Origin of the sequence: Azorhizobium doebereinerae UFLA1-100, assembly GCF_000473085.1 — a bacterium.
Lineage (GTDB): Bacteria > Pseudomonadota > Alphaproteobacteria > Rhizobiales > Xanthobacteraceae > Azorhizobium > Azorhizobium doebereinerae.
In genome coordinates, this window is the sequence record NZ_AXBA01000003.1 from 218,135 (window position 1) to 239,044 (window position 20,910).

Here is a 20,910-nt window from a genome sequence, read left to right on the forward strand (position 1 = left end):
CGGCCGAGCGCTGCCCGGTTGAGAGGGGGGGCGTGTTCATCTGTGCGCGGCTCAGCTCGCTTTCAGCAGCGCTGCCTCGGAGAAGGCCGGGCCGGGGGCGTATTGCAGGCAGCGGGCCTGCTGACCGCCTTCCAGCACGGCCAGCTCCGGCTGGACGGCGAGGCAGGGTTCGCGCGCCGCCGCGCAGCGCGGGGCGAAGGGGCAGCCGGCGGGAAGGTCGGTCAGGTCCGGCGGCGCGCCGGGGATGGGATCGAGCGCCACGCCGCGCATGTCGGCATGGATGGTCGAATTCATCAGCCCCTGCGTATAGGGATGGCGCGGATGATCGATCACCTGCTCAACCGAGCCGGTCTCGACGAATTTCCCCGCATACATCACCGCGATCTTGTCCGCGACCTCGCAGGCGACGCCGAGATCATGCGTCACGAAGATGGTCGCCATGCCCAGCTCGCGTTGCAGCTCGCGCAGCAGAAGCAGAATCTGGATCTGCACGGTGGCGTCGAGCGCCGTGGTCGGCTCGTCGGCAAGCAGCAGCTTGGGCTTGCAGGCGAGCGCGAGGGCGATCATGGCGCGCTGGCGCAGCCCGCCCGATAGTTCGTGCGGATAGGCCTCCAGCCGCCGCCTGGCCGAGGGAACCTGCACCAGCTCCAGCAATTGCAGCGCCCGCGCATCGGCGGCGCGGAAGGAGATGCCTTCGTGATAGACCAGGGTCTCGGCGATCTGCTGGCCGATGGTGAACACCGGGTCGAGCGCCGTCATCGGCTCCTGGAAGATCATGGAGATTAGCCCGCCGCGGATCTGGCGCAGCCGGTTCTCCTCCAGCGCCAGCACGTCGACCCCGTCCACGCGGATGGCGCCCTGGAGCCGGGCGGTTGGGGGAAACAGCCGCATCAGCGCGCGCAGCGTCACGCTCTTGCCTGAGCCGGACTCGCCCAGGATGCACATGGACGAACCGCGATCGAGCGTGAAGGACACGCCGTTGACCACGCAGATGTCGAGGTCCCGGCCGATGAAGCGGACGGTGAGGTTCTCGACCTCCACCAGGGGGGAGCCGGCGGCTCTCTCCGGGGCGGTCAATGCACGGCTCCTTCCGCCGGGGCGGCGCTGTGTCCGGAGCCGGGGCGATGGGCGTGGCAGGCGACCGGATGCGTCTCGTCCCCCTTCGCCGCCGCCAGCGGCGGCGCGGTCTCGGCGCAGACGGCCTCGGCGATCGGGCAGCGGGTGCGGAAGCGGCAGCCGGTCGGCGGGTTGATGGGGTTCGGCGGGTCGCCGGAGAGCGGCGGCCTCTCCATGCGCCGGCGTGGGTCCATGGAGGGCCGGGAGGAGAGCAGGGCCCGCGTATAGGGATGCTTCGGCGCCCGGTAGATCGCGTCCACCGGGCCGATCTCCACCGCCTTGCCGAGATACATTACCAGCACGCGATCGCTGATGTACTGGATCACGTTCAGGTCGTGCGAGATGAAGATGTAGGTGAGTTCGAGCTTCGCCTTCAGTTCCTGCAGCAGGTTGAGCACCTGCGCCTCGACGGACTTGTCCAGCGCCGAGACCGCCTCGTCCAGGATCAGCAGGCGCGGCCCCATGGTCAGCGCGCGGGCGATGTTGACGCGCTGGCGCTGGCCGCCGGACAATTCGTGCGGATAACGCTGGGCGAACAGATCGGGCGGCAGGCCCACCATGCGCAGCATGGAGGCCGCGCGGGTCTTGGCCTCCTGTGCGGCCTTGCCTTGGGACACGAGGCCGAAGGCGATGGAGTCCTCGATGGTCATGCGCGGGTTGAGCGAGGAATAGCTGTCCTGGAACACCATCTGCATCTGCCGGCGCAGGTCGCGGACGGAGAGGCCGCGCATGGCGCCGACCTGTTCGCCGTCGAAGATGACCTCTCCCGCATCCGGCGCCATCAGATGCATCAGCAGGCGTGCGGTGGTGGACTTGCCGCAGCCGGACTCGCCCACGATGCCGAGCGTCTCGCCCTTGTTGACCACGAGATCGACGCCATCCACCGCCTGTACCCAGGCTTGCGGGCGACCGAGCAGGCCGCCACGGATCGGGAAATGCTTCTTCAGCCCTTCGACGATGAGCAGGGGCTGGGCCGGGCCGCCGCGGTCGCGCGGATCCACGTCGTTGGGAATGGCTGCCATGGCGGAACCGTGCGGCTGGAACGGAGGGGAAGGGTTCATGCCGGCGTCCTCACTGCTTGACGTCCATGGCGCTGTGCAGCCCGTCGCTCATCAGGTTGAAGCACATGGAGGTGATGAAGATCATCACGCCCGGCAGCACGGCGTTGAGCGGCGCCACATAGATCGATTGGCGCAGCGTGTTCAGCATCAGGCCCCATTCCGGCTCCGGCGGCGTGATGCCGAGGCCGAGGAAGGAGAGGCCGGCCGCCAGCACGATGGAGACGCTGATCAGGCTTGAGGCATAGCTCAGGATCGGCCCGGTCACGTTCGGCACCACATGGGCGAGGACGATCCGCCAGTTCGCCGCGCCGGTCGCGCGGGCCGCCTCGACGAAGTCCTGCATGCGCATCTGCGTCGCCACGCTTTCCGCCACGCGCGCGACCGGCGGGATGAAGACCAGGGTGAGGGAGAAGATGGTGTTGCCGATGCCCGCGCCGAGCACCCCGGAGATGGCGACCGCCAGCAGCACGGAAGGGAAGGCATAGAACACGTCGATCACGCGCATGATCAGCATGTTCATCGCCCCGCCCACATAACCGGCGATGACGCCCAGCGCGCCGCCGATGGCGGTGGCCATCAGGACCGGCGCGAAGCCCATGAACAGTGACAGCCGCCCGCCATAGATCAGGCGCGAGAGCAGGTCGCGGCCCAATTCGTCGGTGCCGAGCCAGTAGCGGGCGTCGCCGGGAGCGATCAGCCTTCGCGCCATGCTGGTGCGATAGGGATCGTGCGGGGCGACATAGGGGGCGAAGATCGCGGCCAGCACGATCAGCAGCAGGATCGTGAAGCAGGTCATCGTCACCGGATCGCGCAGCAGGCGGCGCAGCACATTGCGCCAGAAGCTGCGCGTGGCCGGGCGCCTGCCCTTGGCTGGGGCATCGGCGCCGGCGAGGGCGATCGAGGTCTGGGGCATGGGGCTCTCCGTCAGGCGCGCTTGATGCGCGGGTCGACCACGGTCTGAAGGACGTCGACGGCAAGATTGATCAGGACGAAGAACATCGCGAGCACGAGGATCGTGCCCTGGAGCACCGGCAGGTCGCGGGTGAAGATCGCGTTGTTCAGCAGAAAGCCGGTGCCGGGCCAGGAGAAGACGGTCTCCACCAGGATCGAGCCGCCGAGCAATTGGGCGAGCTGGAGGCCCATGACCGCGAGCACGGACGGCAGTGCGTTCTTGACCACATGGACGAAGATGCGGCGGCCGGGCAGGCCCTTGGCGTGCAGGGTCTGCATGAAGTCCTGCTTGCGCACCTCGGCGATGGTGCCGCGCACCGAGCGGGCGATGATGCCGGCCGGGATCACCGACAGGGTGAGCGCGGGAAGCACCAGATATTGCAGGCTGTCCCAGCCGAGGCCGAAAGTGCCCGAGCCGCCTTCGCCCATGCCGGTGGCGGGCAGCAGATTGAGGTTGACGGCGAAGATCACCATCAGGACCATGCCCAGCCAGTAGTGCGGGATGGAGACGCCCGTGATGGAGGCGGCGGTGACAACCTTGTCCGTGGGCCTTCCTGCGAGATAGCCGGACGCCACCCCGAGCAGGCAGCCGAGCACGAAGCCGAACAGCACGGCTGCGGCCGCCAGCGTCAAGGTGTTGACGAGGGCGGGCGCGACCTCCGCCAGCACCGGGCGCTGGGTCATGATCGACAGGCCGAAATCGCCTTGTGCCACATGGGCCAGCCACTTCAGATACTGCACCGGCAGCGGCCGGTCGAAGCCGTAGGCCACGCGGATCTGCGCCACCGTGTCCGGGGAGGCGCCTTCGGGAATGATGGCGCTGAGCGGATCGCCCGGCGCGATGTGGATCAGCGCGAAGCAGACCAGCGAAACGCCCATCGCGATCGGCACGGTGTAGAGGATGCGGCGCAGGATATAGACGAGCATGAGGCGTCCTTTCGATCGCGGACCGGGCGGCGGGCGGGCTTGCCGTCCGCCGCCAGGGAGCCCTACGAGACCGTGACCGGCGTCAGGTCCTGGAACCAGCTCTGGGCCTGGACGAAGCCTTTCACGTTGGGGCGCATGGCGCGGGGGTTGAGGTCGTGCACGACCCAGATCCACATGGCCTCGTCCACGATATGGCTGTGCAGGTCGGCCAGGATCTTGTTCTGCTCGGCGGGCTCGAAGGCCGCCTTGGCCTTGGTGGAGAGCTCGTCCACCTTGGCGTCCTTGAAGTCGCCCCAGTTGAACCCGCCCGGCACCTTGGCGAAGGAGGCCGCCGTGCCGATCAGGCCGATGTCCGGGTCCCAATAGGCCCAGCTGTTGTTGATGCCGTGCCGGCCCTTGTTCTCCGGCGCCCAGGCGCCGAGACGGCGGCGGGCGCGCAGCGCCTCCCAGTCCAGCACCTCGAACTCCAGGTCGATGCCGACGTCCTTGAAGTTCTCCTTGATGAACTCGTTCATGGGCAGCGGCAGCATCTGGCCGGAGCCGGACGGGGAGATGATGAACTTCGCCTTCACCGGCTTGTCCGGCCCGTAGCCCGCTTCCTTGAGCAGCTTCTTGGCGCCTTCGGGATCATACTTGATGTCGAAGGTGGGCTTGCCGAACCAGGGGTGCTTCTCGTCCACCATGCCCTTGGCGGGCGCCGCGAGGCCGCCGAGCAGCTTCACCAGCCCTTCGCGGTCGATGGCGAGGTTGGCGGCCTTGCGCACGCGCACGTCCTTGAAGGGTGAATCCTCCAGGAAGGAGAGCTGGAACGGCCAGACGTGCGGATAGAGGTTGGTGACGATCTGCATCTTCTGCTGCTTCAGGCGCGGCACCGCATCCGGCGGCGGCGCCTCGATCCAGTCCACCTGGCCGGAGAGCAGCGCCGCGACGCGGGTGTTGGCATCCGGCATGGGCAGCAGCACCAGCCGGTCCGACTTGGGAATGCGGGCCTTGTTCCAGTGGTTGGGGTTGCGGATCAGCTCCGCGCGCTCGCGCGGCTTGAAGGATTCGAGGATCCAGGGCCCGGTGCCGGAAGGCTTCTCGGCGAACTTGCCCCAGTCCTTGCCCACCTCTTCCCAGCGCTTGGGGCTCGACATGAACAGGCCGGCGAGATTGTAGGGCAGGACTGCGTCCACCCGCTTGGTGGCGATCTCCACCGTATAGTCGTCGATCTTGCGCCAGGAGCCGATGTTGGCGTCATAGGAGGCGGCCTGGTTGGCCTGCGCCTGGTCGAACTGCGGGGCATCCGTCTTCATCAGCTTGTCGAAGTTCCAGATCACCGCATCGGCGTTGAACTCGGAGCCGTCATGGAACGTCACGCCCTGACGCAGCTTGAAGGTCCACACCTTCTGGTCCTTGGGGTCCACGGTCCAGCTCTCGGCGAGGTCGGGAATGACCTGCGCCGCCTGGTCGGCCTTGGACAGGTCCCAGCGGGTGAGGCCGTCATAGAGGGTGATCCCCATGAAGCGGATGCCCTCGGCGCCCTGGCTCGGTTGCCCGGTGGTCAGGGGGATGTCCGCGGCAGTCATGGCCACGCGCAGCACGCCCGGCTTGGCCTGCGCCTGCGCCGATCCCAGCCCCAGGCCCAGCTCTCCGGCGGTGAGCGACACGGCTGTCAGCGACACCCCCGAAAGCAACTGCATAAACGAACGTCTGTTCATTGACGGAACCCTTCCCCTGATCTTGTCCGGCTCTCCGTCGTGCGTTTCCCTTCGCGATGGCGGCCGTTTGCGGCCGCTCCTGTTCACTGTGCCGCGGCGGCCCGCGCCGGCGGGTCAAGGCGCGGTCGGCACCGGCGGAACTCCATCTCGCGCTCGAACGCATCGCCCATGCGCAGCGTTCGCGTGCCGCCAGAGGTGAGCAGAACGTCAACATGCCTCGTGACGCGGAGCCCCGTGGCGATCGGCTCCGCGCGCGCCCGCATGGCCCGGACATCGTCCTCGGCCCGCGCCGGGGCATCGCCAGGAATGCGGGAGCGCGTGCCGCGCCCGGTGTCGCGGGGGATACCGTGGGGCGGGCCCCGGTCGTCACCTGCCGCCAGTTCCGCTTCGGCCTTTCGCGCCTGGGCGATGCAGGCCGTGGTGGTCGCCACCGGCAACACGGCCCCGGCGCGCATCTGCCGGCCGGGTGCAGCAATACCAAGATCGAAGGGTCCGACGCGCTCGGGCGCGACACGTTCGACTGCTGACATGAGCTCGCCTCGATCCTCGCCGCGAAATTGTGTACAATTAAGATGCGCGCAGTTGACCGGCTCCCTGCCCGTGGTTCCTGTTGGTCAAGCAATCATCATGCCACGCTATGCAATCGTGGCCGGCGGACGCGTCAAGCTCCGACGCAAGATGCTGAATAGTCGACGAAATGTGGGGCTCCTGTTCGTCGTGCATCGGCTCCTTCCCCCACCGGTACGCTGGAATGTCCTCCGCAAGGGCGGTCGCGGGATCTCGGATGCTCCGGCCTTGCCGCATGCGTGGGCGATCGGCGGGAAAGCGTGCCTATTCTCGGACCATGCGATGGAGAATGGAGATTTCCAGTAATTCGAACATTGAAGTTGAGAGGAATATTCTGGCAGGATCAGGTGTGCTCGGGCGCATTTGCAGGTTGTGTACAAAATGAGCATGCGCCCGTCCGGGGGGCGAGCCGTGGGCGGAGCGGTCGTGGTCGCACGAGGGGAGGCGTCGTTCATGGTCACGCGGGCCGAGGCCGTCACACGGCGACTTCGTGAGGCCATTCTGGCGGGCGGCTACGAGCCGGGCGCGCGGCTGAGCGAAGTCGCCCTGGCCGAGGGCATGGCAGTTTCGCGGACGCCGGTGCGGGCCGCCTTGAGCGTGCTCTTTGCTGAGGGTTTGCTCGATTACGAACCGAATTGCGGATACGTGGTCCGGCGCATCTCGCGGGACGACGCGGCGCACATCTATACGGTGCGGGCGACGCTCGAAGGCCTTGCCGCCCGGCTTGCCGCCGAGATCGGGCTCGGGGACGTGGAGCGCACGGGCTTTGAGGCCATCTTGGGCGAGATGGAGCAGCTTGTGTCCGGGGACACGTGGGAAGCGGACCAGCGGCAGCGCTGGGGGGAGCTGAACATCGCCTTCCACGGCGCGATCTGCGCGGCGACCCGCAACGATTATCTGGCCGCTTCCATCCAGCGCACGCGGACGCTGCCGGTCTTGACCGAGCGCGGCCTCAGGACCTTCTTCGCCGAGCAGGCGGTGGTCTGGTGGGATCGTGCCGCCTACCGCCGCTCACAGGACGACCATCTCGATATCGGCGAAGCCATCCTCGCCCGCCAGGGCGCGCGGGCCGAAGCAGTGATGCGGGAGCATATCGAGCGCGCCGGACGGCTGATCCACCGCAAGCTGGCCATCCGCTCGGAGGCTTTGCTTGCCTTGCCGTGAAGCATCGGCACAGCCGGTTCCGCTTGGGCGGACGCTTGTGCAGAGGGTGGAGAGGGAAGCCAGACGCCCCTGCGGCGTATGGTACAGCTGGGTGGGCTCGAACCACCGACCTCCGGTTCCACAGACCGGCGCTCTAACCAACTGAGCTACAGCTGCGCACAGCTTCGCGCGAGGCGTCGAAGCGAGGGCGGAACCTACGCGGAGCGTTTCGGCATTTCAAGGGGGCGCCAAGCGGAATATGCATCCCCCCGGCCGCCATCCACATGGCGCCGCCGGACTGGTCCCTTTACGGCGGAGCGAAACGGCCGTTACATTCCATGCGGGGCGCCGCGCTGATGCAAGGGGAAATGCATGGCAACGGTGACGCTGGCGAATTCGACCTATCTCGATTTTACGAGCTATCGCGCGACGAGCGCGACCACGCCCGAGGCCGCCTACGGCCTGACGCCGGGCGAGATCGAGCATAGCGGATCGGCGGTCAATGTGGCGCTGGTGCTGCCGCGCGCCAACGACCCCACCGCGCTGCTGACCGCCGATTGGGGCACGCGGCAGCACATGCTGGCCGAATTGACCGCCTCCGGCTCCCTGTGGTCCACCTACGGAGCGAACAAGGCCCAATACGACCTGGTGATGCACGATCTGGCCACCATGGGCATCCCGGTCATCGGCGATGCCCATGCCTCGGACGGCTATGTCACCTCGGTGGAATCGCGCACCATCTGGGTGTCGCTGGACGTAGCCCAGTTCAAGGCGCTGTTCGGCACCGATCTGCTGCGCGTGGGGCCGGCGGACGATGCCGACCTGCTGTTCTGGAACGGCAGCCTGTCCCTGCCCGACACCTGGGCCGTATCCGGCATCTGGCTCGACGTGAACGGCTATCCCGCAACGTCCAACCTGGCCGGCAGCGCGTCCGTCACCCTGCCGCAGGGCCCGCAGGGCGTGGGCAATTCCTCGACCCTCGCGTCGAATTTCTTCCCGCAGCAGATCGGCCAGGATTTCTACAATTTTCCGGCCGAATGGGCGACCCAGGCCACCGGCACCATCGGCCTGCTGGAGCCGGCCATCGGCGACGCGCTGCCGAGCGACGCGACCCAGACCTTCGAGCAATTGCTGAACGCCTACCGCCGGACCGCGGACATTGCCACCGACGGCCATTATTACGTCCAGGCCGGCGGCGGGGTGGTCTATGACAATTCCGACGGCGAGCGGTCGCTGGACGTGGGCGTGGTGTCCTCGGCCGCGCCGGGCAGCACCATCGGGCTCTATGCCGGCTCGGGGTTCGACGGCAACGCCTATGCCAGCAGCTACACCGCCTATCAGGCGGCCTTCTGGGATCAGGTGCATAATCCGGGCGTCATCTCCTCATCCTTCGGCGATTACGAGATGCCGGCGCCCGGCTCGCCCTTCTATTACGCCACCAGCCAGCTGTTCATCGACGCGGCGCTGCGCAACATCTCGGTGTTCTCGGCCGTGGGCGACGGCGGCTCCGGCGACCAGTGGCCGGACGGCATCACCAATCAATACACCACCTACAGCAGCCCTTATGGCGTGCTGGTGGGCGGCACCTCCCTCACCACTCCGGCCGCCGCGCTCGACGATCCGACGCTGGCGGCGATTCTGGCCGAGGTGCAGGCCGGCAACCTGGGGACGATCTGGCAACTGGTCTCCGGCGGCCTCACCGGCCTGCCGGACCTGACCAAGGGCATGGCTTCCACCGACAGCACATTCGTCGAGACCTTGTGGAACCTCTACAAGCTCGAAGGCGACATGCTCAACCCGGGCTATTACGTCAACAATGCCGGCTCGGGCGGCACCGATCCCACCCAGCCGACGCCCTGGTACCAGCTCGCCTACGGCCTGACGCCCACCACCGCCGATCCGATCCGTCAGCAGGGACGCGGCACGCCGGACGTGTCGGCGGTGGCCGGCGGCAACATGCTCTACAAGGTGCCGGGCGCCGACATGAGCGGCATCTGGTACGACTACGGCACCAGCGCCGCGACCCCGTTCTGGGCCTCGCTCGCCGCGCACATCAACGCCGTGTTCGCGGACATCGGCCTGCCGCCCATGGGTTATGCCAATGACCTGCTCTATACGGCCGCCGTGGTGGCGCCGGCCGCGTTCAACGACGTGACCATCGGCACCAACATGTCCACCTTCGTGGAAGGCGGATCCATCCGCACCCACACCGGCAATGGCGACATCGTCCACATCACGGCCACCGGCTTCGGCGACGCGGCCGGGCCGGGCTATGACCTCGTCACCGGGCTCGGCTCGCCCAACGCCCTGCTGCTGGCGCGATCGCTCTCGGCCATCGCCACCGCGCAATATTATTTCGACACGCCCGATGTGCTGGTCTCGGACGGCAGCGGCTGGACCAGTCCGGCCACCCAAAGCCTGCTGTTCCAATCGACGCTGAGCGCGGATGCGCAGGTGCACGTGCAATGGGGCCAGACCAGCCTGACCTATGCCGGGCAGGCGGGCGACATGTACGCCTGGACCGCCCAGTTCGCCCAGCAGACGCTCCAGGCGGATTTCTCGCCGGCGCTGGTGACCCTGTATGACGAGCGCTCGCAGGGCACGCTGCTGCAATCCACCGTGGGTGGCGGGAGCACGCTCGGCATCCATATCGGCGGCGCGGCGACGGGCACGCCCCAGGCCGAGCTGTCCTCGGCGTTCGGCTATGTGGATTTCGTGTCCGACGTGGCGGACAGCGCGGTGCAGGTGGCCCGCGCGGTGGCGGTGGCCGAGACCGCCGGTGCGGCCAACGACATGGATGCGGTGGTGCGCCTGCGCCAGAACGGCGTGCTGGACGTGGCGGTGATGTTCTACAAGGTCGATGACTTCGCCGGCACCATCGACGGCGTCGCTCCGGGGCAGGCGGGCTATGATGCGGCTGCGTTCGGCCGGGCCTATCAGACCACGGCGGGGGGTATCTGGGCGGACGGGGCCGGCTACGGCCAGTACAGCCAGACCGACATCACCCATGTGAATGCCGGCGACCTGATCGCCATGACGCTGACCGCCGGCGGCAACACCTACCACGCCTTCGCCCAGGCCAACGAGACGGTGGACGGCCGGTCGGTCGGCCACCTGTGGAGCTACGGCCTGAACACCTGGGGCTGGGAGGACGTCTATGGCGGCGGCGACCACGACTATAACGACCTCGTGGTGCAGCTCGATTTCACCAGCACGGCGGCGGCGGGCCACGGCCTGATCTGAAGGCCGGCCTCCGGGAAAGCGGCCGGCGGCCGAAGCCGCCGGCCCTGGCCTCAGGCCGTCACGCCGCCGGCGGCGGCGCCACCTCGGGCGCGGGCTGGTAGATCTCCCCGCCGCTCTCGCGGAACTTCTGCGCCATCTGGGCCATGCCGGTCTGGGCCAGCGTGGTGCCGGCGATGTCGCCGGCCTCGATCTTCAGCTCCTGGCTGATCTTCATGGAGCAGAACTTCGGCCCGCACATGGAACAGAAATGCGCCACCTTGGCGCCGTCGGCCGGCAGGGTCTCGTCGTGGAACGCCTCCGCCGTCTCCGGGTCGAGGGAGAGGGCGAACTGGTCCCGCCAGCGGAACGAGAAGCGGGCGCGGGAGAGCGCATCGTCGCGGATGCGCGCGGCCGGATGGCCCTTGGCGATGTCGGCGGCGTGGGCGGCGATCTTGTAGGAGATGACGCCGGTCTTCACGTCGTCGCGGTTGGGCAGGCCAAGATGCTCCTTCGGCGTGACGTAGCAGAGCATGGCGGTGCCGAACCAGCCGATCATCGCCGCGCCGATGGCGGAGGAGATGTGGTCGTAGCCGGGGGAGATGTCGGTGACCAACGGTCCGAGCGTATAGAACGGCGCCTCGTGGCAGATCTTCAGCTGCTTCTCCACATTCTCGCGAATGAGGTGGAGCGGCACGTGGCCGGGGCCCTCGATCATCACCTGCACGTCGTGCTTCCAGGCCACTTCGGTCAGTTCACCCAAGGTTTCCAACTCGGCGAACTGGGCGGCGTCATTGGCGTCGGCGATGGAGCCGGGGCGCAGGCCGTCGCCCAGCGAGAAGGCGACGTCGTACCAGGACAGGATCTCGCACAATTCCTCGAAATTCTCGTAAAGGAAGCTCTCCTTGTGGTGGGCGAGGCACCACTTGGCCATGATCGAGCCGCCGCGCGAGACGATGCCGGTGACGCGGTTGGCGGTGAGCGGGATGTAGGGCAGGCGCACGCCGGCATGGACGGTGATGTAGTCCACGCCCTGCTCGGCCTGCTCGATCACCGTGTCGCGGAAGATCTCCCAATTGAGGTCCTCCACCACGCCATTCACCTTCTCCAGCGCCTGGTAGATCGGCACCGTGCCGATCGGCACCGGCGAATTGCGGATGATCCATTCGCGGATGGTGTGGATGTTCTTGCCGGTGGACAGGTCCATCACCGTGTCGCCGCCCCAGCGGATCGACCACACCAGCTTGTCCACTTCCTCGGCGACGCCGGAGGTGACGGCGGAATTGCCGATGTTGGCGTTGATCTTGACCAGGAAGTTACGGCCGATGGCCATCGGCTCGGTTTCGGGATGGTTGATGTTGGACGGGATGATGGCCCGACCGCGCGCCACTTCCTGGCGGACGAACTCCGCCGTGATGTCGGCGGGGATGGCCGCGCCCAGGCCCATGGCCTGGTGGTTGGGATGGGCACCGCCGTTGGCGCGCGCGAGGTTCTCGCGCGCGGCCACATATTCCATCTCGGGCGTGATGATGCCGGCGCGCGCATAGGCGAGCTGGGTCGGGCGCTTGCTGGTCTTGGCGCGCAGCGGCTTGCGGCCGGCGCGGTCGAAGGCGGGCAGGTGGCTCACCTGGCCGGGCTTCAGGCCGTCGTCCTCCGGCTTCTGCGCGCGGCCTTCCACTTCCTCCACGTCGCCGCGGGCCAGGATCCAGGCCCGGCGCAGGTCCGGCAGGCCCTTGGTCAGGTCGATGATGGTGTTGGGGTCGGTATAGGGGCCGGAGGTATCGTAGACCCGCACCGGCCGTTCAGCCGGGTCCGACAGGGTGATCTCGCGCATGGCCACCTGCACGTCGGGCCGTTCGGTGGGCACGAACACCTTGTGGGAATGGGGCAGGGGGCCGGTCGTCACCTTCAGGGCGGAGGTGGAGGCTTCGTCGAGCATACGGATCTCCTTCAAGCTCGCGCTTCAAATGAGATCCGGGATGAGCTTAGGAGGCGGTTTGCGCCTGGGAGAATCCCACTGCGGGGATTGCGGGCAGGCTGATTCCGATCCCTTCGCCGGCATGACCCGGATCAGGTTCGAAGGGTCATCGCGGCGCCGGTGGCCATGATGACCGAGCCGGAAGGCGATATCTCAGCCCCCTCGCGGGGCCCCCCTTGGAATGATGCCACTGTGGGTGCGGGGGCGGGGCCTGTCAACGCTGCGGTGCAACATGCGTTGTCCGTGCGGCTTGTGGAGGCGCGTCCCGCCGAAACTGGCTTGTCGGGCCTGCCGTCATTACATTAGGGACAATTCCCGACTCGGCCGACGGACCTGTCTATGCGCGCCTACCATCAGCTTCTCCAGCGCATCCTTGACGAGGGCGTGCGCAAGGACGACCGCACCGGAACCGGCACCCTGTCGGTGTTCGGCCATCAGATGCGCTTCGACCTGGGCGAAGGCTTCCCGCTGGTCACGACCAAGAAGCTGCACATCCGTTCCATCGTCCATGAGCTGCTGTGGTTCCTCGCCGGCGACACCAACGTGCGCTACCTGAATGAGAACGGCGTTTCCATCTGGGACGAATGGGCGGACGCGCAGGGCGAGCTCGGCCCGGTCTACGGCCATCAGTGGCGGTCCTGGCCCACGCCCGAGGGCGGGGTGATCGACCAGATCGCCCAGGTGGTCTCCGACATCCGGCGCAATCCGGATTCCCGCCGCCTCATCGTCACCGCCTGGAACCCGGCCGACGTGCCGAAGATGGCGCTGCCGCCCTGCCACCTGCTGTTCCAGTTCTACGTGGCGCAGGGCAAGCTGTCCTGCCAGCTCTACCAGCGCTCGGCGGACGTCTTCCTGGGCGTGCCGTTCAACATCGCTTCCTATGCGCTGCTGACCCACATGGTGGCGCAGGTGACGGGGCTGGGCGTGGGCGATTTCATCCTCACCCTGGGCGACGCGCACCTCTATGCGAACCATCTGGACCAGGCGCGCGAGCAGCTCTCCCGGCAGCCGCGCACGCTGCCGCGCCTCGCGCTGAACCCGGACGTGCGGGACATCTTCGCCTTCCGCTTCGAGGATATCGCGGTGGAGGGCTACGAGCCCCACCCGCACATCAAGGCGCCGGTGGCGGTCTGAGCGTGCGGAGGCGCCGCCTCACGGCTTTGTGCGGCGCCCGGCCGTAACGGCGCCGCACGGTGACGCGTAAGGAGGTGTGTGGCCCACTCTCTCCCCACGGATCGCCATGTCGCTATTCCATGAACGCTCCGGCAAGTTCAGCCCGGAAAAGACCATCGCCCTCGTGGGCAGCGTGCTGCCGGCCGTCGCCCTGGCGGCTTGGGCCATCGGCGGCGACCTCGGCGGGCGGCCGGTGTCCGCCGCGATCCATTTCACCGGCCTGTGGGCGATCCGCCTGCTGTTCATCAGCCTGGCGGTGACGCCGGCCCGGCGCATCTTCCATTGGCCGAAGCTGGTGCTCGCCCGGCGGACGCTGGGCGTGGCGGCGCTGGCCTATGCGGCGCTGCATCTCGGCCTGTTCGTCATGGACCAGGGCTGGAACGTCCAGGCGGCGGCGCGCGAGATCGTGCTGCGCTTCTATCTCACCATCGGCGCGGTGGCGGTGGCGCTGCTGCTGGCGCTGGGCGGCACCTCGTTCGACCGGGTGATCCGCCGCATGGGCGCCAAGCGCTGGAATGCGCTGCACGCCAGCGTCTACGGCATCGCCATCCTGGCCAGCATCCACTTCTTCATCCAGTCCAAGCTGGACGTTACGCAGGCCGTGATGATGACCGGCTTTCTGATCTGGCTGTTCGGCTACCGCATCTGGCACCGCGCCACCAACGCCGTGGCGCCGCGCGACCTGCTGGTGCTGGCCGTCGCCTCGGCTGTCCTGACCGGGCTGGTGGAGATGGCGTGGTACGGCACGCTGACCGGCATCAGCCCCTGGCTGGTGGCGCAGGCGAATTTCCAGCCGCAACTGGGCATCAGCCCGGCGCTCTGGGTGCTGGCAGCGGGGCTTGCAGTGGCGCTCGCAGCTCTCCTGCGCCTGCGCCTCGTTCCGCCCGCGAAGCTGGCGAAGGTCCGCGTCCCGGCGCGCCCCTGAGGTCGCGGTCCGCGGCTCAGAGGCCGAGTGTGCGCGCCAGCGCGTCCGGCGCATCCTCCGGCGGGGAGCGCTGCCAGTCCGGCATCTGGTGCCGGAACCAGGTCACCTGCCGCTTGGCATAGCGGCGGGTGTCGCTCTGGCCTTCGGCGACGGCCTCGTCCAGCCCGATCTCGCCGCGCAGGTGCCGCATCAATGCGGGTGCGCCATGGGCCTTGAGCAGGGGACGATCGACGGGCAGGTGGCGGGCGGCGAGGCGTTCGGCCTCCGCCAGAGCGCCTTCGGCCATCATGGTCTCGAAGCGGGCGTCGATCCTGCGCTTCAGCATCTCCCGCTCCACCTCCAGCACGAGGCGGACGCATGCGGCGGGATCGAGCAGCGGCTGATGGGTCTCCTGCTGCCACTGGCTCAACGGCCGCCCGGTGGCCTCCATGACTTCGAGCGCCCGCAGGATGCGCTGGCGGTCGCGCGGCTGGAGGCGCACCGCCGTCTCCGGGTCGCGGGTGGCGAGGCGGGCGTGCAGGATCACCGTGGCGTCCCCCTCCGCCGAAGCGCGCACTGCCTGGCGAACCTCCTCAGGCACCGCCGGTATGGGCGCGAGGCCCTGCGTGAGCGCCCGGAAATAGAGGCCGGTGCCGCCCACGATGATCGGCAGCCGCTCCCCGGCCTCGTTCAGGGCCGTGGCGGCGTCATCCAGCCAGCGGCCGACGCTGTAGTCGGCGGCGGCGTCCACGTGGCCGTAGAGCAGATGCGGCGCATGGGCCTCGTCTTCCGTTGAGGGACGGGCCGTTATGACGCGGAGGTCGCCATAGACCTGCATGGAATCGGCGTTGATGATGACGCCGCCGGTGCGCGCGGCGAGCGCCAGGGCGAGCGCGGACTTGCCGCTGGCCGTCGGACCTGCGATGAGCACCGCCAATGGTTTCAAAGCCCTCAGAGTCCCAATTCCCATGGTCTATGTCGCGACACTTATCTCAAATCCCGTTCACGGGGCCATAACGCGCGACGTGGTCGCCGCGGCCCGGGGCGTCTTGCCCGGTTCCGGGGAGGCCCTGACCTTGGACGGCGACATCGCCGCCGAGATCCCGTTCGACCCGCCGGCGGATTTTTCCGTGCATGGCCTGGAGGATGCGGTGCGCGCCGCCATCGACGGCGCGCCGGTGGACGTGGTGGTGCAACTGGCGGCCGGCCGGCGCAAGCGCCTGTTCGTGGCCGACATGGATTCCACCATGATCGGCCAGGAATGCATCGACGAACTGGCGGACGTGGTCGGCCTCAAGGCGCACGTCTCCGCGATCACCGAACGCGCCATGCGCGGCGAGATCGAGTTCGAGCCGGCGCTGCGCGAGCGGGTGGCGCTGCTGAAGGGCCTGCCCGCCGGCGTGGTGGCCGACGTGCTGCGCGACCGCATCAGCCTGACCCCCGGCGGCAAGGCGCTGGTCGCCACCATGAAGGCCAACGGCGCCTATACGGCGCTCGTCTCCGGCGGCTTCACCCTGTTCACCGGGCCGGTGGCGGAGATGATCGGGTTCGACGAGAACCGCGCCAACGAACTGCACGTGGCGGACGGCCAGCTTGTCGGCACCGTGGCCGAGCCGATCCTCGGCCGGGAGGCGAAGCTTGCGTCCCTCATCGAACTGCGTGGCCGCCTGCATCTGTCGCCCTCCGAGACCCTGGCCGTCGGCGACGGCGCAAATGATCTCGCCATGCTGGGCGAGGCCGGCCTCGGCGTCGCCTTCCATGCCAAGCCCAAGGTGGCCGCTGCCGCCCACGCCCGCATCGACCATGGCGACCTGACCGCCTTGCTCTATCTCCAAGGCTATCACCGCGACGACATCCGCGAAGGCTAAGGCCCGCCGGGTCGGCGGCAGCGGGCCGGAACGGCCAAATGAAAACGCCCCGGCCATGCGGCCGGGGCGTTTCTGTATCCGGCCTGTGGCGGAAGGGTCAGTTCAGCGGCACGGCGGCGAACTGCACCTGGCCTTCGCCGTCGGAAATGAGCAGGAGCGCGGACTTCTTGTTGTCCTTCTTCAGCGCATCGACCCGCTTCTGAAGATCGGCGGGCGCCGCGACGGGCTCCTGGCCCACCTCGACGATCACCTGGCCGGGCTTCAGGCCCTTGTCGGCGGCGGCGGAATTGCGGTCCACCGAGGTGATGACCACGCCCTTCACCGTGTCCTTGAGCTTGAATTTGCGGCGCAGGTCGTCGGTGATGGAGGCGACTTCGAGCCCCAGCACCTTCTTCACCACCGGCTTGTCGGTGTCGTTGGACGCCTTGGCGGGGGAGGTCTTCTCCTCCTCGGGCGCGCGGGCGACGGTGATCTTGAAGGTCTCTTCCTTGCCCTTGCGGACGACGGTGACGTCCACTTCCTTGCCCACCGGCGTATCGGCGACGATGCGCGGCAGGTCGCGCACATCCTTGACGTCCTTGCCGTCGAACTTGACGATCACGTCGCCGGCCTTGAGGCCAGCGCGGGCGGACGGGCTGTTGTCGTCGTTCAGGCCGCCGACCAGCGCGCCGCGCGCCTTGCCGAGGTTGAGGCTCTCCGCGATCTCGTCGGAGACGCTCTGGATGCGCACGCCGATCCAGCCGCGCCGCACTTCCTTGAACTGCTGGAGCTGGGCGATCACCGGGCCGGCGGTGGAGGAGGGAACCGCGAAGCCGATGCCGATGGAGCCGCCCGAGGGCGAGATGATGGCGGTGTTGATGCCGATGACGTCGCCGTCCATGTTGAACAGCGGGCCGCCGGAATTGCCGCGGTTGATGGCTGCGTCGGTCTGCAGGAAGTTGTCGTAGGGGCCGGAATTGATGTCGCGGTTGCGGGCCGAGATGACGCCCACCGTCAGCGTGCCGCCGAGGCCGAAGGGATTGCCGATGGCCATCACCCAATCGCCCACGCGCATCTTGTCGCTGTCACCGAACTTCACCGCCACCAAGGGCTTCTCCGGCTTCACCTTGAGCAGGGCGAGGTCGGTCTTGGTGTCTCGGCCGATCAGCTCGGCCTTCAGCTTCGAGCCGTCGTTGAAATTGGCGTAGATCTCGTCGGCGTCGGCGATGACGTGGTTGTTGGTGACGATATAGCCCGACGGATCGATGACGAAGCCGGAGCCCAGCGAGGACACGCGGCGCGGCCGCTGGCTCGGGCCCTGGTCGCCGCCGTCCTCCTGCTGCCGACGCTTGAAGAACTCGTCGAAGAAATCCTCGAACGGCGAGCCGGGCGGAAGCTGCGGCGTGGGCACGCTGCGCGAGGGGGCCACGTTTTGAGAGGTGGAGATGTTCACCACCGCGTCCATCACCTTTTCCGCCACGTCGGCGACGGTGTCCGGGCCCTTGCCGGGCGCCGCGACGGCGGGTGCCGCCAGCAGCAGCGCCAGCGCGACGGCGGGGGCCGCGACTGCGGAGCGGAAACGGTTGAAGCTAGACATGGCCTCTCCTCGCGGACGGCGGACGTTGACAAGAGGGCCGGAGCGGCAGGTACCCCATCCCACTCGGGATCAGACCCCAATTCCGTTCCAGGCGAGAGTCACGCTCAAGTGACCCGACGGGATGCCGCACCCGGGTGACGGCGTCCGGACGCGGCGGCAGCCGTGCCCATCGTGCGCCAAGCTGCGACAGCATGGCCGCGCGTGCAAGGGCGGCGGCATGCCGGACGCCACCATCTCCCGTCGCACCTGGGCGTTTCCAAGGCGGCGGGGAGCGTTCAAGGCGGGGCTCGGTCAGGACCGCACGAGCCAGACCACGACGACGCCCAGCACCCCGGCGGCGAGGCCGGCGATGCGCATGGGCTGCTCCGGCGCCTTGAGCACGGCCTTCATCGCCTTGCGCCACGCGGCGGGAAACGCCGCGAGGCTGAGGCCCTCGATGACCAGTACAAGGCCAAGGGCCGCAATGAGATCCCGCATGACCGCCGGCGATTAGCGGGCGGCCGGCGCCGCAGGCGCGGCGGGAGCCGGATCTGCGGTCGGCGCCGGATTGCCGAACGGGTTCTTGAAGAAGCGGAAGAAGTTCGAGTCCGGGCTGAGCACCAGCCGGGTGTCGCTCTGCTTCATGGACGCTTCATAGGCCTGCATGGAGCGGTAGAAGGTGAAGAACTCCGGATCGCGCCCGAAGGCGTCGGCGAAGATCTGGTTGCGTTCCGCATCGCCCTGGCCGCGCAGGGCTTCGCCCCGCGAATTGGCCTCGGCGACGAGGATCGTCACCTCGCGGTCGGCGCGCGAGCGCGTGCGCTGGGCCGCCTCGCCGCCTTGCGCGCGGATTTCCGCCGCCTCGCGCTGGCGTTCCGTCTGCATGCGCTGGAACACCGCCTGGCTGTTGGCTTCCGGCAGATCCGCACGGCGGATGCGCACGTCCACCACGGTGATGCCGAAGTTGGCGGCCTCGCGGTTCACCTGCTCGCGGATCCGGGCCATCAGGCCCTCGCGCTCGTCGCGCACCACCTGGGTGAAGGTGCTCTCGCCCAGCACCCGGCGCAGCGACGAGTTGAGGATGGTGGCGAGCCGCGAGTTGGCGCCCTCCACGGTCCCCACCGACTGGAAGTATTTCAGCGGGTCGGAGATCCGGTAGCGGGCGAAGGCATCCACCACCAGGCGCTTCTGGTCGGAGGCGATGACTTCCTGGGACGGGTTCTCCAGGTCGAGGATGCGCTTGTCCAGATAGACCACGCTGTCGATGAACGGCACCTTCCAGTGCAGCCCGGGCGTGGTGATGGGGGGCAGGGGGCTACCGAGGCGCAGCACCAGCGCCTGCTGGTTCTGCGTCACGGTGAAGGCCGCGGAATAGAGGCCGATCGCCACCACCAGGATGGCCACGAGGAGGCTGCCGCCGAGAAACGAGTTTTTCATCGGGCGGCTCCCTGGGCCTGCGGGCCGGTCGGCGTGGGTGCGCGGCGCGCCGGCTCGGTGAGCGGCAGCACGGGCACGACACCCCCGCTGCGGGCGGTGTTCTGGTCGACGACCACCTTGTCGACGCCGCCGAGCACCCGCTCCATCGTCTCGAGATACATGCGCTCGCGCGTCACGTCCTTGGCCTTCACATATTCGTCATAGATCTTGAGGAAGCGCTCGGCCTGGCCGCGGGCTTCCACCACGCTGCGCTCACGATAGGCCTGCGCGGCGTTCTCGATGCGGGCTGCTTCGCCGCGCGCCTCGGGCAGCACCCGGTTGGCGTAGGTCTGGGCCTCGTTCTGGGCGCGCTCGGCATCGGCGCGGGCCGCCTGCACGTCGCGGAAGGCGTCGATGACCTGCGCCGGCGGGTCGACCTTCTGCATCTGCACCTGGGTGATGCGCACGCCGGCCCCGTAGGAATCCAGCGTCCGCTGCATGAGGTCGTGCACGCCCTGCTCGATGGTCTGGCGGGCGCCGGTGAGGATCGGCTGGATGTTGTTGCGCCCGATCACCTCGCGCATGGCGCTTTCCGCCACCGCCTTGATGGTGCCCTCGGGATTCTGCACGTTGAACAGGTAGTTCTCGGCGTTGTTGATGACCCAGAACACCGCGAAATCCACGTCGACGATGTTCTCGTCGCCGGTCAGCATCAGGCTTTCCTCGGGCACGTCGCGCAGCACGGTCGCGTTGCGGCGGGTGTCCTCGGCGAGGCGCATGCCGATGTCGATGCGGTTCACGCGCGTGACCTTGGGGGTCACCACGGTCTCGATGGGGTAGGGCAGGTGGTAGTTCAGGCCCGGCTGGGTGAGCTGGACGAACTTGCCGAAGCGCAGCACCACGCCCTGCTCGTCCGGCTCTACGCGGTAGAAGCCGGACAGCAGCCAGCCGGCCACCACCAGCGCGACGAGGAGGATGGCACCCTTGGTGCCCATCGACCCCGGCAGCATGTTGCGCAGGCGATCCTGGCTGCGGCGGATCAGGTCTTCAATGTCCGGCGGCGTCGGTCCTGATGACGATGGTCCCGATCCCCAGGGGCCTCGCGGCCCGCTTCCCCAGGGGCCACCGCCCTGATTCTTCCACGACATCGTCGACTCCCGTAGGAGCGCCGCGAAATGGCGGCGGTCCAAACCTGTACCACTCTGCCACCATCACGCGGGACGCCGCACGCGCCTGTTCGACGCGGCGACCATCCCGCCGGCCGGCAGGTTATAGAAAAGCACGCGCCCCGTTTCAACGCGGCGCGCGCTTCTTACCTTCAGATAAGGATCG

At 68.1% G+C, this 20,910-nt stretch carries 17 protein-coding genes, 1 tRNA gene and 1 riboswitch; of the genes, 5 read left to right on the forward strand and 13 right to left on the reverse strand.

Going from position 1 to position 20,910, the window contains the following annotated elements; genetic code table 11:
* Window positions 1-51 precede the first annotated feature (51 nt).
* The 6 genes from YU1_RS28030 to YU1_RS0105015 form a co-directional block, all read right to left on the reverse strand.
* Window positions 52-1,077, reverse strand: coding sequence for an ABC transporter ATP-binding protein (locus tag YU1_RS28030; RefSeq protein ID WP_051356499.1), 1,026 nt, complete (start codon window positions 1,075-1,077; stop codon window positions 52-54).
* The gene (locus tag YU1_RS0104995) at window positions 1,074-2,138 is read right to left on the reverse strand and encodes an ABC transporter ATP-binding protein (RefSeq protein ID WP_029003129.1); all 1,065 of its coding nucleotides are present in this window, start codon (window positions 2,136-2,138) and stop codon (window positions 1,074-1,076) included. The genes YU1_RS28030 and YU1_RS0104995 overlap by 4 nt, the downstream gene beginning before the upstream one ends.
* A 49-nt stretch (window positions 2,139-2,187) precedes the next feature.
* Window positions 2,188-3,090, reverse strand: coding sequence for an ABC transporter permease (locus YU1_RS0105000; RefSeq protein WP_029003130.1), 903 nt, complete (start codon window positions 3,088-3,090; stop codon window positions 2,188-2,190).
* A gap of 11 nt (window positions 3,091-3,101) precedes the next feature.
* Window positions 3,102-4,055, reverse strand: a complete 954-nt coding sequence (locus tag YU1_RS0105005; RefSeq protein WP_029003131.1) for an ABC transporter permease — start codon at window positions 4,053-4,055, stop codon at window positions 3,102-3,104.
* A gap of 62 nt (window positions 4,056-4,117) precedes the next feature.
* A complete protein-coding gene (locus YU1_RS0105010; protein ID WP_084539668.1) occupies window positions 4,118-5,737 on the reverse strand; it encodes an ABC transporter substrate-binding protein in 1,620 nt (539 codons plus the stop codon).
* 101 nt (window positions 5,738-5,838) lie between these two features.
* Complete coding sequence (locus tag YU1_RS0105015) at window positions 5,839-6,285, reverse strand: hypothetical protein (RefSeq protein ID WP_156921961.1); 447 nt, start codon at window positions 6,283-6,285, stop codon at window positions 5,839-5,841.
* Between the two features lie 490 nt (window positions 6,286-6,775).
* On the opposite strand from YU1_RS0105015, the gene YU1_RS28035 reads away from it, so the two are divergent.
* Window positions 6,776-7,486, forward strand: coding sequence for a GntR family transcriptional regulator (locus tag YU1_RS28035; RefSeq protein ID WP_198018832.1), 711 nt, complete (start codon window positions 6,776-6,778; stop codon window positions 7,484-7,486).
* Window positions 7,487-7,565: 79 nt separating this feature from the next.
* On the opposite strand, the gene YU1_RS0105025 is transcribed toward YU1_RS28035, so the two are convergent.
* Window positions 7,566-7,642: transfer RNA gene (locus YU1_RS0105025), tRNA-His, on the reverse strand.
* A 195-nt stretch (window positions 7,643-7,837) separates the two neighbouring features.
* Between YU1_RS0105025 and YU1_RS0105030 the strand changes: the two genes are divergently transcribed.
* Window positions 7,838-10,708: a DUF4114 domain-containing protein gene (locus YU1_RS0105030; protein WP_029003134.1), complete on the forward strand. Its 2,871-nt coding sequence runs from the start codon at window positions 7,838-7,840 to the stop codon at window positions 10,706-10,708.
* 58 nt (window positions 10,709-10,766) lie between these two features.
* Here the strand turns inward: YU1_RS0105030 and thiC are convergent, their stop codons facing one another.
* The gene (gene thiC / locus YU1_RS0105035; RefSeq protein WP_029003135.1) at window positions 10,767-12,623 is read right to left on the reverse strand and encodes a phosphomethylpyrimidine synthase ThiC; all 1,857 of its coding nucleotides are present in this window, start codon (window positions 12,621-12,623) and stop codon (window positions 10,767-10,769) included.
* Window positions 12,624-12,713: 90 nt separating this feature from the next.
* Window positions 12,714-12,849: riboswitch (TPP riboswitch) on the reverse strand.
* Between the two features lie 152 nt (window positions 12,850-13,001).
* Between thiC and YU1_RS0105040 the strand changes: the two genes are divergently transcribed.
* Window positions 13,002-13,796 (forward strand): thymidylate synthase, encoded by a 795-nt coding sequence (locus YU1_RS0105040; RefSeq protein WP_029003136.1) that lies wholly within the window; start codon window positions 13,002-13,004, stop codon window positions 13,794-13,796.
* Between the two features lie 106 nt (window positions 13,797-13,902).
* Window positions 13,903-14,760: a protein-methionine-sulfoxide reductase heme-binding subunit MsrQ gene (locus YU1_RS28040; RefSeq protein WP_035713888.1), complete on the forward strand. Its 858-nt coding sequence runs from the start codon at window positions 13,903-13,905 to the stop codon at window positions 14,758-14,760.
* Window positions 14,761-14,776: 16 nt separating this feature from the next.
* Here the strand turns inward: YU1_RS28040 and miaA are convergent, their stop codons facing one another.
* Window positions 14,777-15,709, reverse strand: a complete 933-nt coding sequence (gene miaA / locus YU1_RS0105050) for a tRNA (adenosine(37)-N6)-dimethylallyltransferase MiaA (RefSeq protein WP_035713890.1) — start codon at window positions 15,707-15,709, stop codon at window positions 14,777-14,779.
* On the opposite strand from miaA, the gene serB reads away from it, so the two are divergent.
* Window positions 15,708-16,607 carry a phosphoserine phosphatase SerB gene (gene serB / locus YU1_RS0105055; protein WP_029003138.1) on the forward strand — a complete coding sequence of 300 codons (900 nt, stop codon included), beginning with the start codon at window positions 15,708-15,710 and terminating at the stop codon, window positions 16,605-16,607. The two genes, miaA and serB, sit on opposite strands and share 2 nt — an antisense overlap.
* A gap of 97 nt (window positions 16,608-16,704) precedes the next feature.
* Here serB and YU1_RS0105060 read toward each other — a convergent pair whose 3' ends face one another.
* The 4 genes from YU1_RS0105060 to hflK all read right to left on the reverse strand — a co-directional run bounded on the left by YU1_RS0105060 (window position 16,705) and on the right by hflK (window position 20,726).
* Window positions 16,705-18,183, reverse strand: coding sequence for a DegQ family serine endoprotease (locus YU1_RS0105060; protein WP_029003139.1), 1,479 nt, complete (start codon window positions 18,181-18,183; stop codon window positions 16,705-16,707).
* Window positions 18,184-18,474: 291 nt separating this feature from the next.
* Entirely contained in the window at window positions 18,475-18,660 is a 186-nt protein-coding gene (locus tag YU1_RS0105065; protein WP_029003140.1) for a DUF2065 domain-containing protein, read from the reverse strand.
* Window positions 18,661-18,672: 12 nt separating this feature from the next.
* Window positions 18,673-19,599 carry a protease modulator HflC gene (hflC, locus tag YU1_RS0105070; RefSeq protein WP_029003141.1) on the reverse strand — a complete coding sequence of 309 codons (927 nt, stop codon included), beginning with the start codon at window positions 19,597-19,599 and terminating at the stop codon, window positions 18,673-18,675.
* Window positions 19,596-20,726 (reverse strand): FtsH protease activity modulator HflK, encoded by a 1,131-nt coding sequence (gene hflK, locus YU1_RS0105075; RefSeq protein ID WP_029003142.1) that lies wholly within the window; start codon window positions 20,724-20,726, stop codon window positions 19,596-19,598. The genes hflC and hflK overlap by 4 nt, the downstream gene beginning before the upstream one ends.
* Window positions 20,727-20,910: the final 184 nt, after the last annotated feature.

Bases quoted from the DNA above. Each gene is read 5' to 3' on its own strand.
- YU1_RS0104995 (WP_029003129.1), bottom strand. From the start codon at position 2,138: ATGGCAGCCATTCCCAACGACGTGGATCCGCGCGACCGCGGCGGCCCG.
- YU1_RS0105000 (WP_029003130.1), bottom strand. From the start codon at position 3,090: ATGCCCCAGACCTCGATCGCCCTCGCCGGCGCCGATGCCCCAGCCAAG.
- YU1_RS0105005 (WP_029003131.1), bottom strand. From the start codon at position 4,055: ATGCTCGTCTATATCCTGCGCCGCATCCTCTACACCGTGCCGATCGCG.
- YU1_RS0105010 (WP_084539668.1), bottom strand. From the start codon at position 5,737: ATGCAGTTGCTTTCGGGGGTGTCGCTGACAGCCGTGTCGCTCACCGCC.
- YU1_RS0105015 (WP_156921961.1), bottom strand. From the start codon at position 6,285: ATGTCAGCAGTCGAACGTGTCGCGCCCGAGCGCGTCGGACCCTTCGAT.
- YU1_RS28035 (WP_198018832.1), top strand. From the start codon at position 6,776: ATGGTCACGCGGGCCGAGGCCGTCACACGGCGACTTCGTGAGGCCATT.
- YU1_RS0105030 (WP_029003134.1), top strand. From the start codon at position 7,838: ATGGCAACGGTGACGCTGGCGAATTCGACCTATCTCGATTTTACGAGC.
- thiC (WP_029003135.1), bottom strand. From the start codon at position 12,623: ATGCTCGACGAAGCCTCCACCTCCGCCCTGAAGGTGACGACCGGCCCC.
- YU1_RS0105040 (WP_029003136.1), top strand. From the start codon at position 13,002: ATGCGCGCCTACCATCAGCTTCTCCAGCGCATCCTTGACGAGGGCGTG.
- YU1_RS28040 (WP_035713888.1), top strand. From the start codon at position 13,903: ATGTCGCTATTCCATGAACGCTCCGGCAAGTTCAGCCCGGAAAAGACC.
- serB (WP_029003138.1), top strand. From the start codon at position 15,708: ATGGTCTATGTCGCGACACTTATCTCAAATCCCGTTCACGGGGCCATA.
- miaA (WP_035713890.1), bottom strand. From the start codon at position 15,709: ATGGGAATTGGGACTCTGAGGGCTTTGAAACCATTGGCGGTGCTCATC.
- YU1_RS0105060 (WP_029003139.1), bottom strand. From the start codon at position 18,183: ATGTCTAGCTTCAACCGTTTCCGCTCCGCAGTCGCGGCCCCCGCCGTC.
- YU1_RS0105065 (WP_029003140.1), bottom strand. From the start codon at position 18,660: ATGCGGGATCTCATTGCGGCCCTTGGCCTTGTACTGGTCATCGAGGGC.
- hflC (WP_029003141.1), bottom strand. From the start codon at position 19,599: ATGAAAAACTCGTTTCTCGGCGGCAGCCTCCTCGTGGCCATCCTGGTG.
- hflK (WP_029003142.1), bottom strand. From the start codon at position 20,726: ATGTCGTGGAAGAATCAGGGCGGTGGCCCCTGGGGAAGCGGGCCGCGA.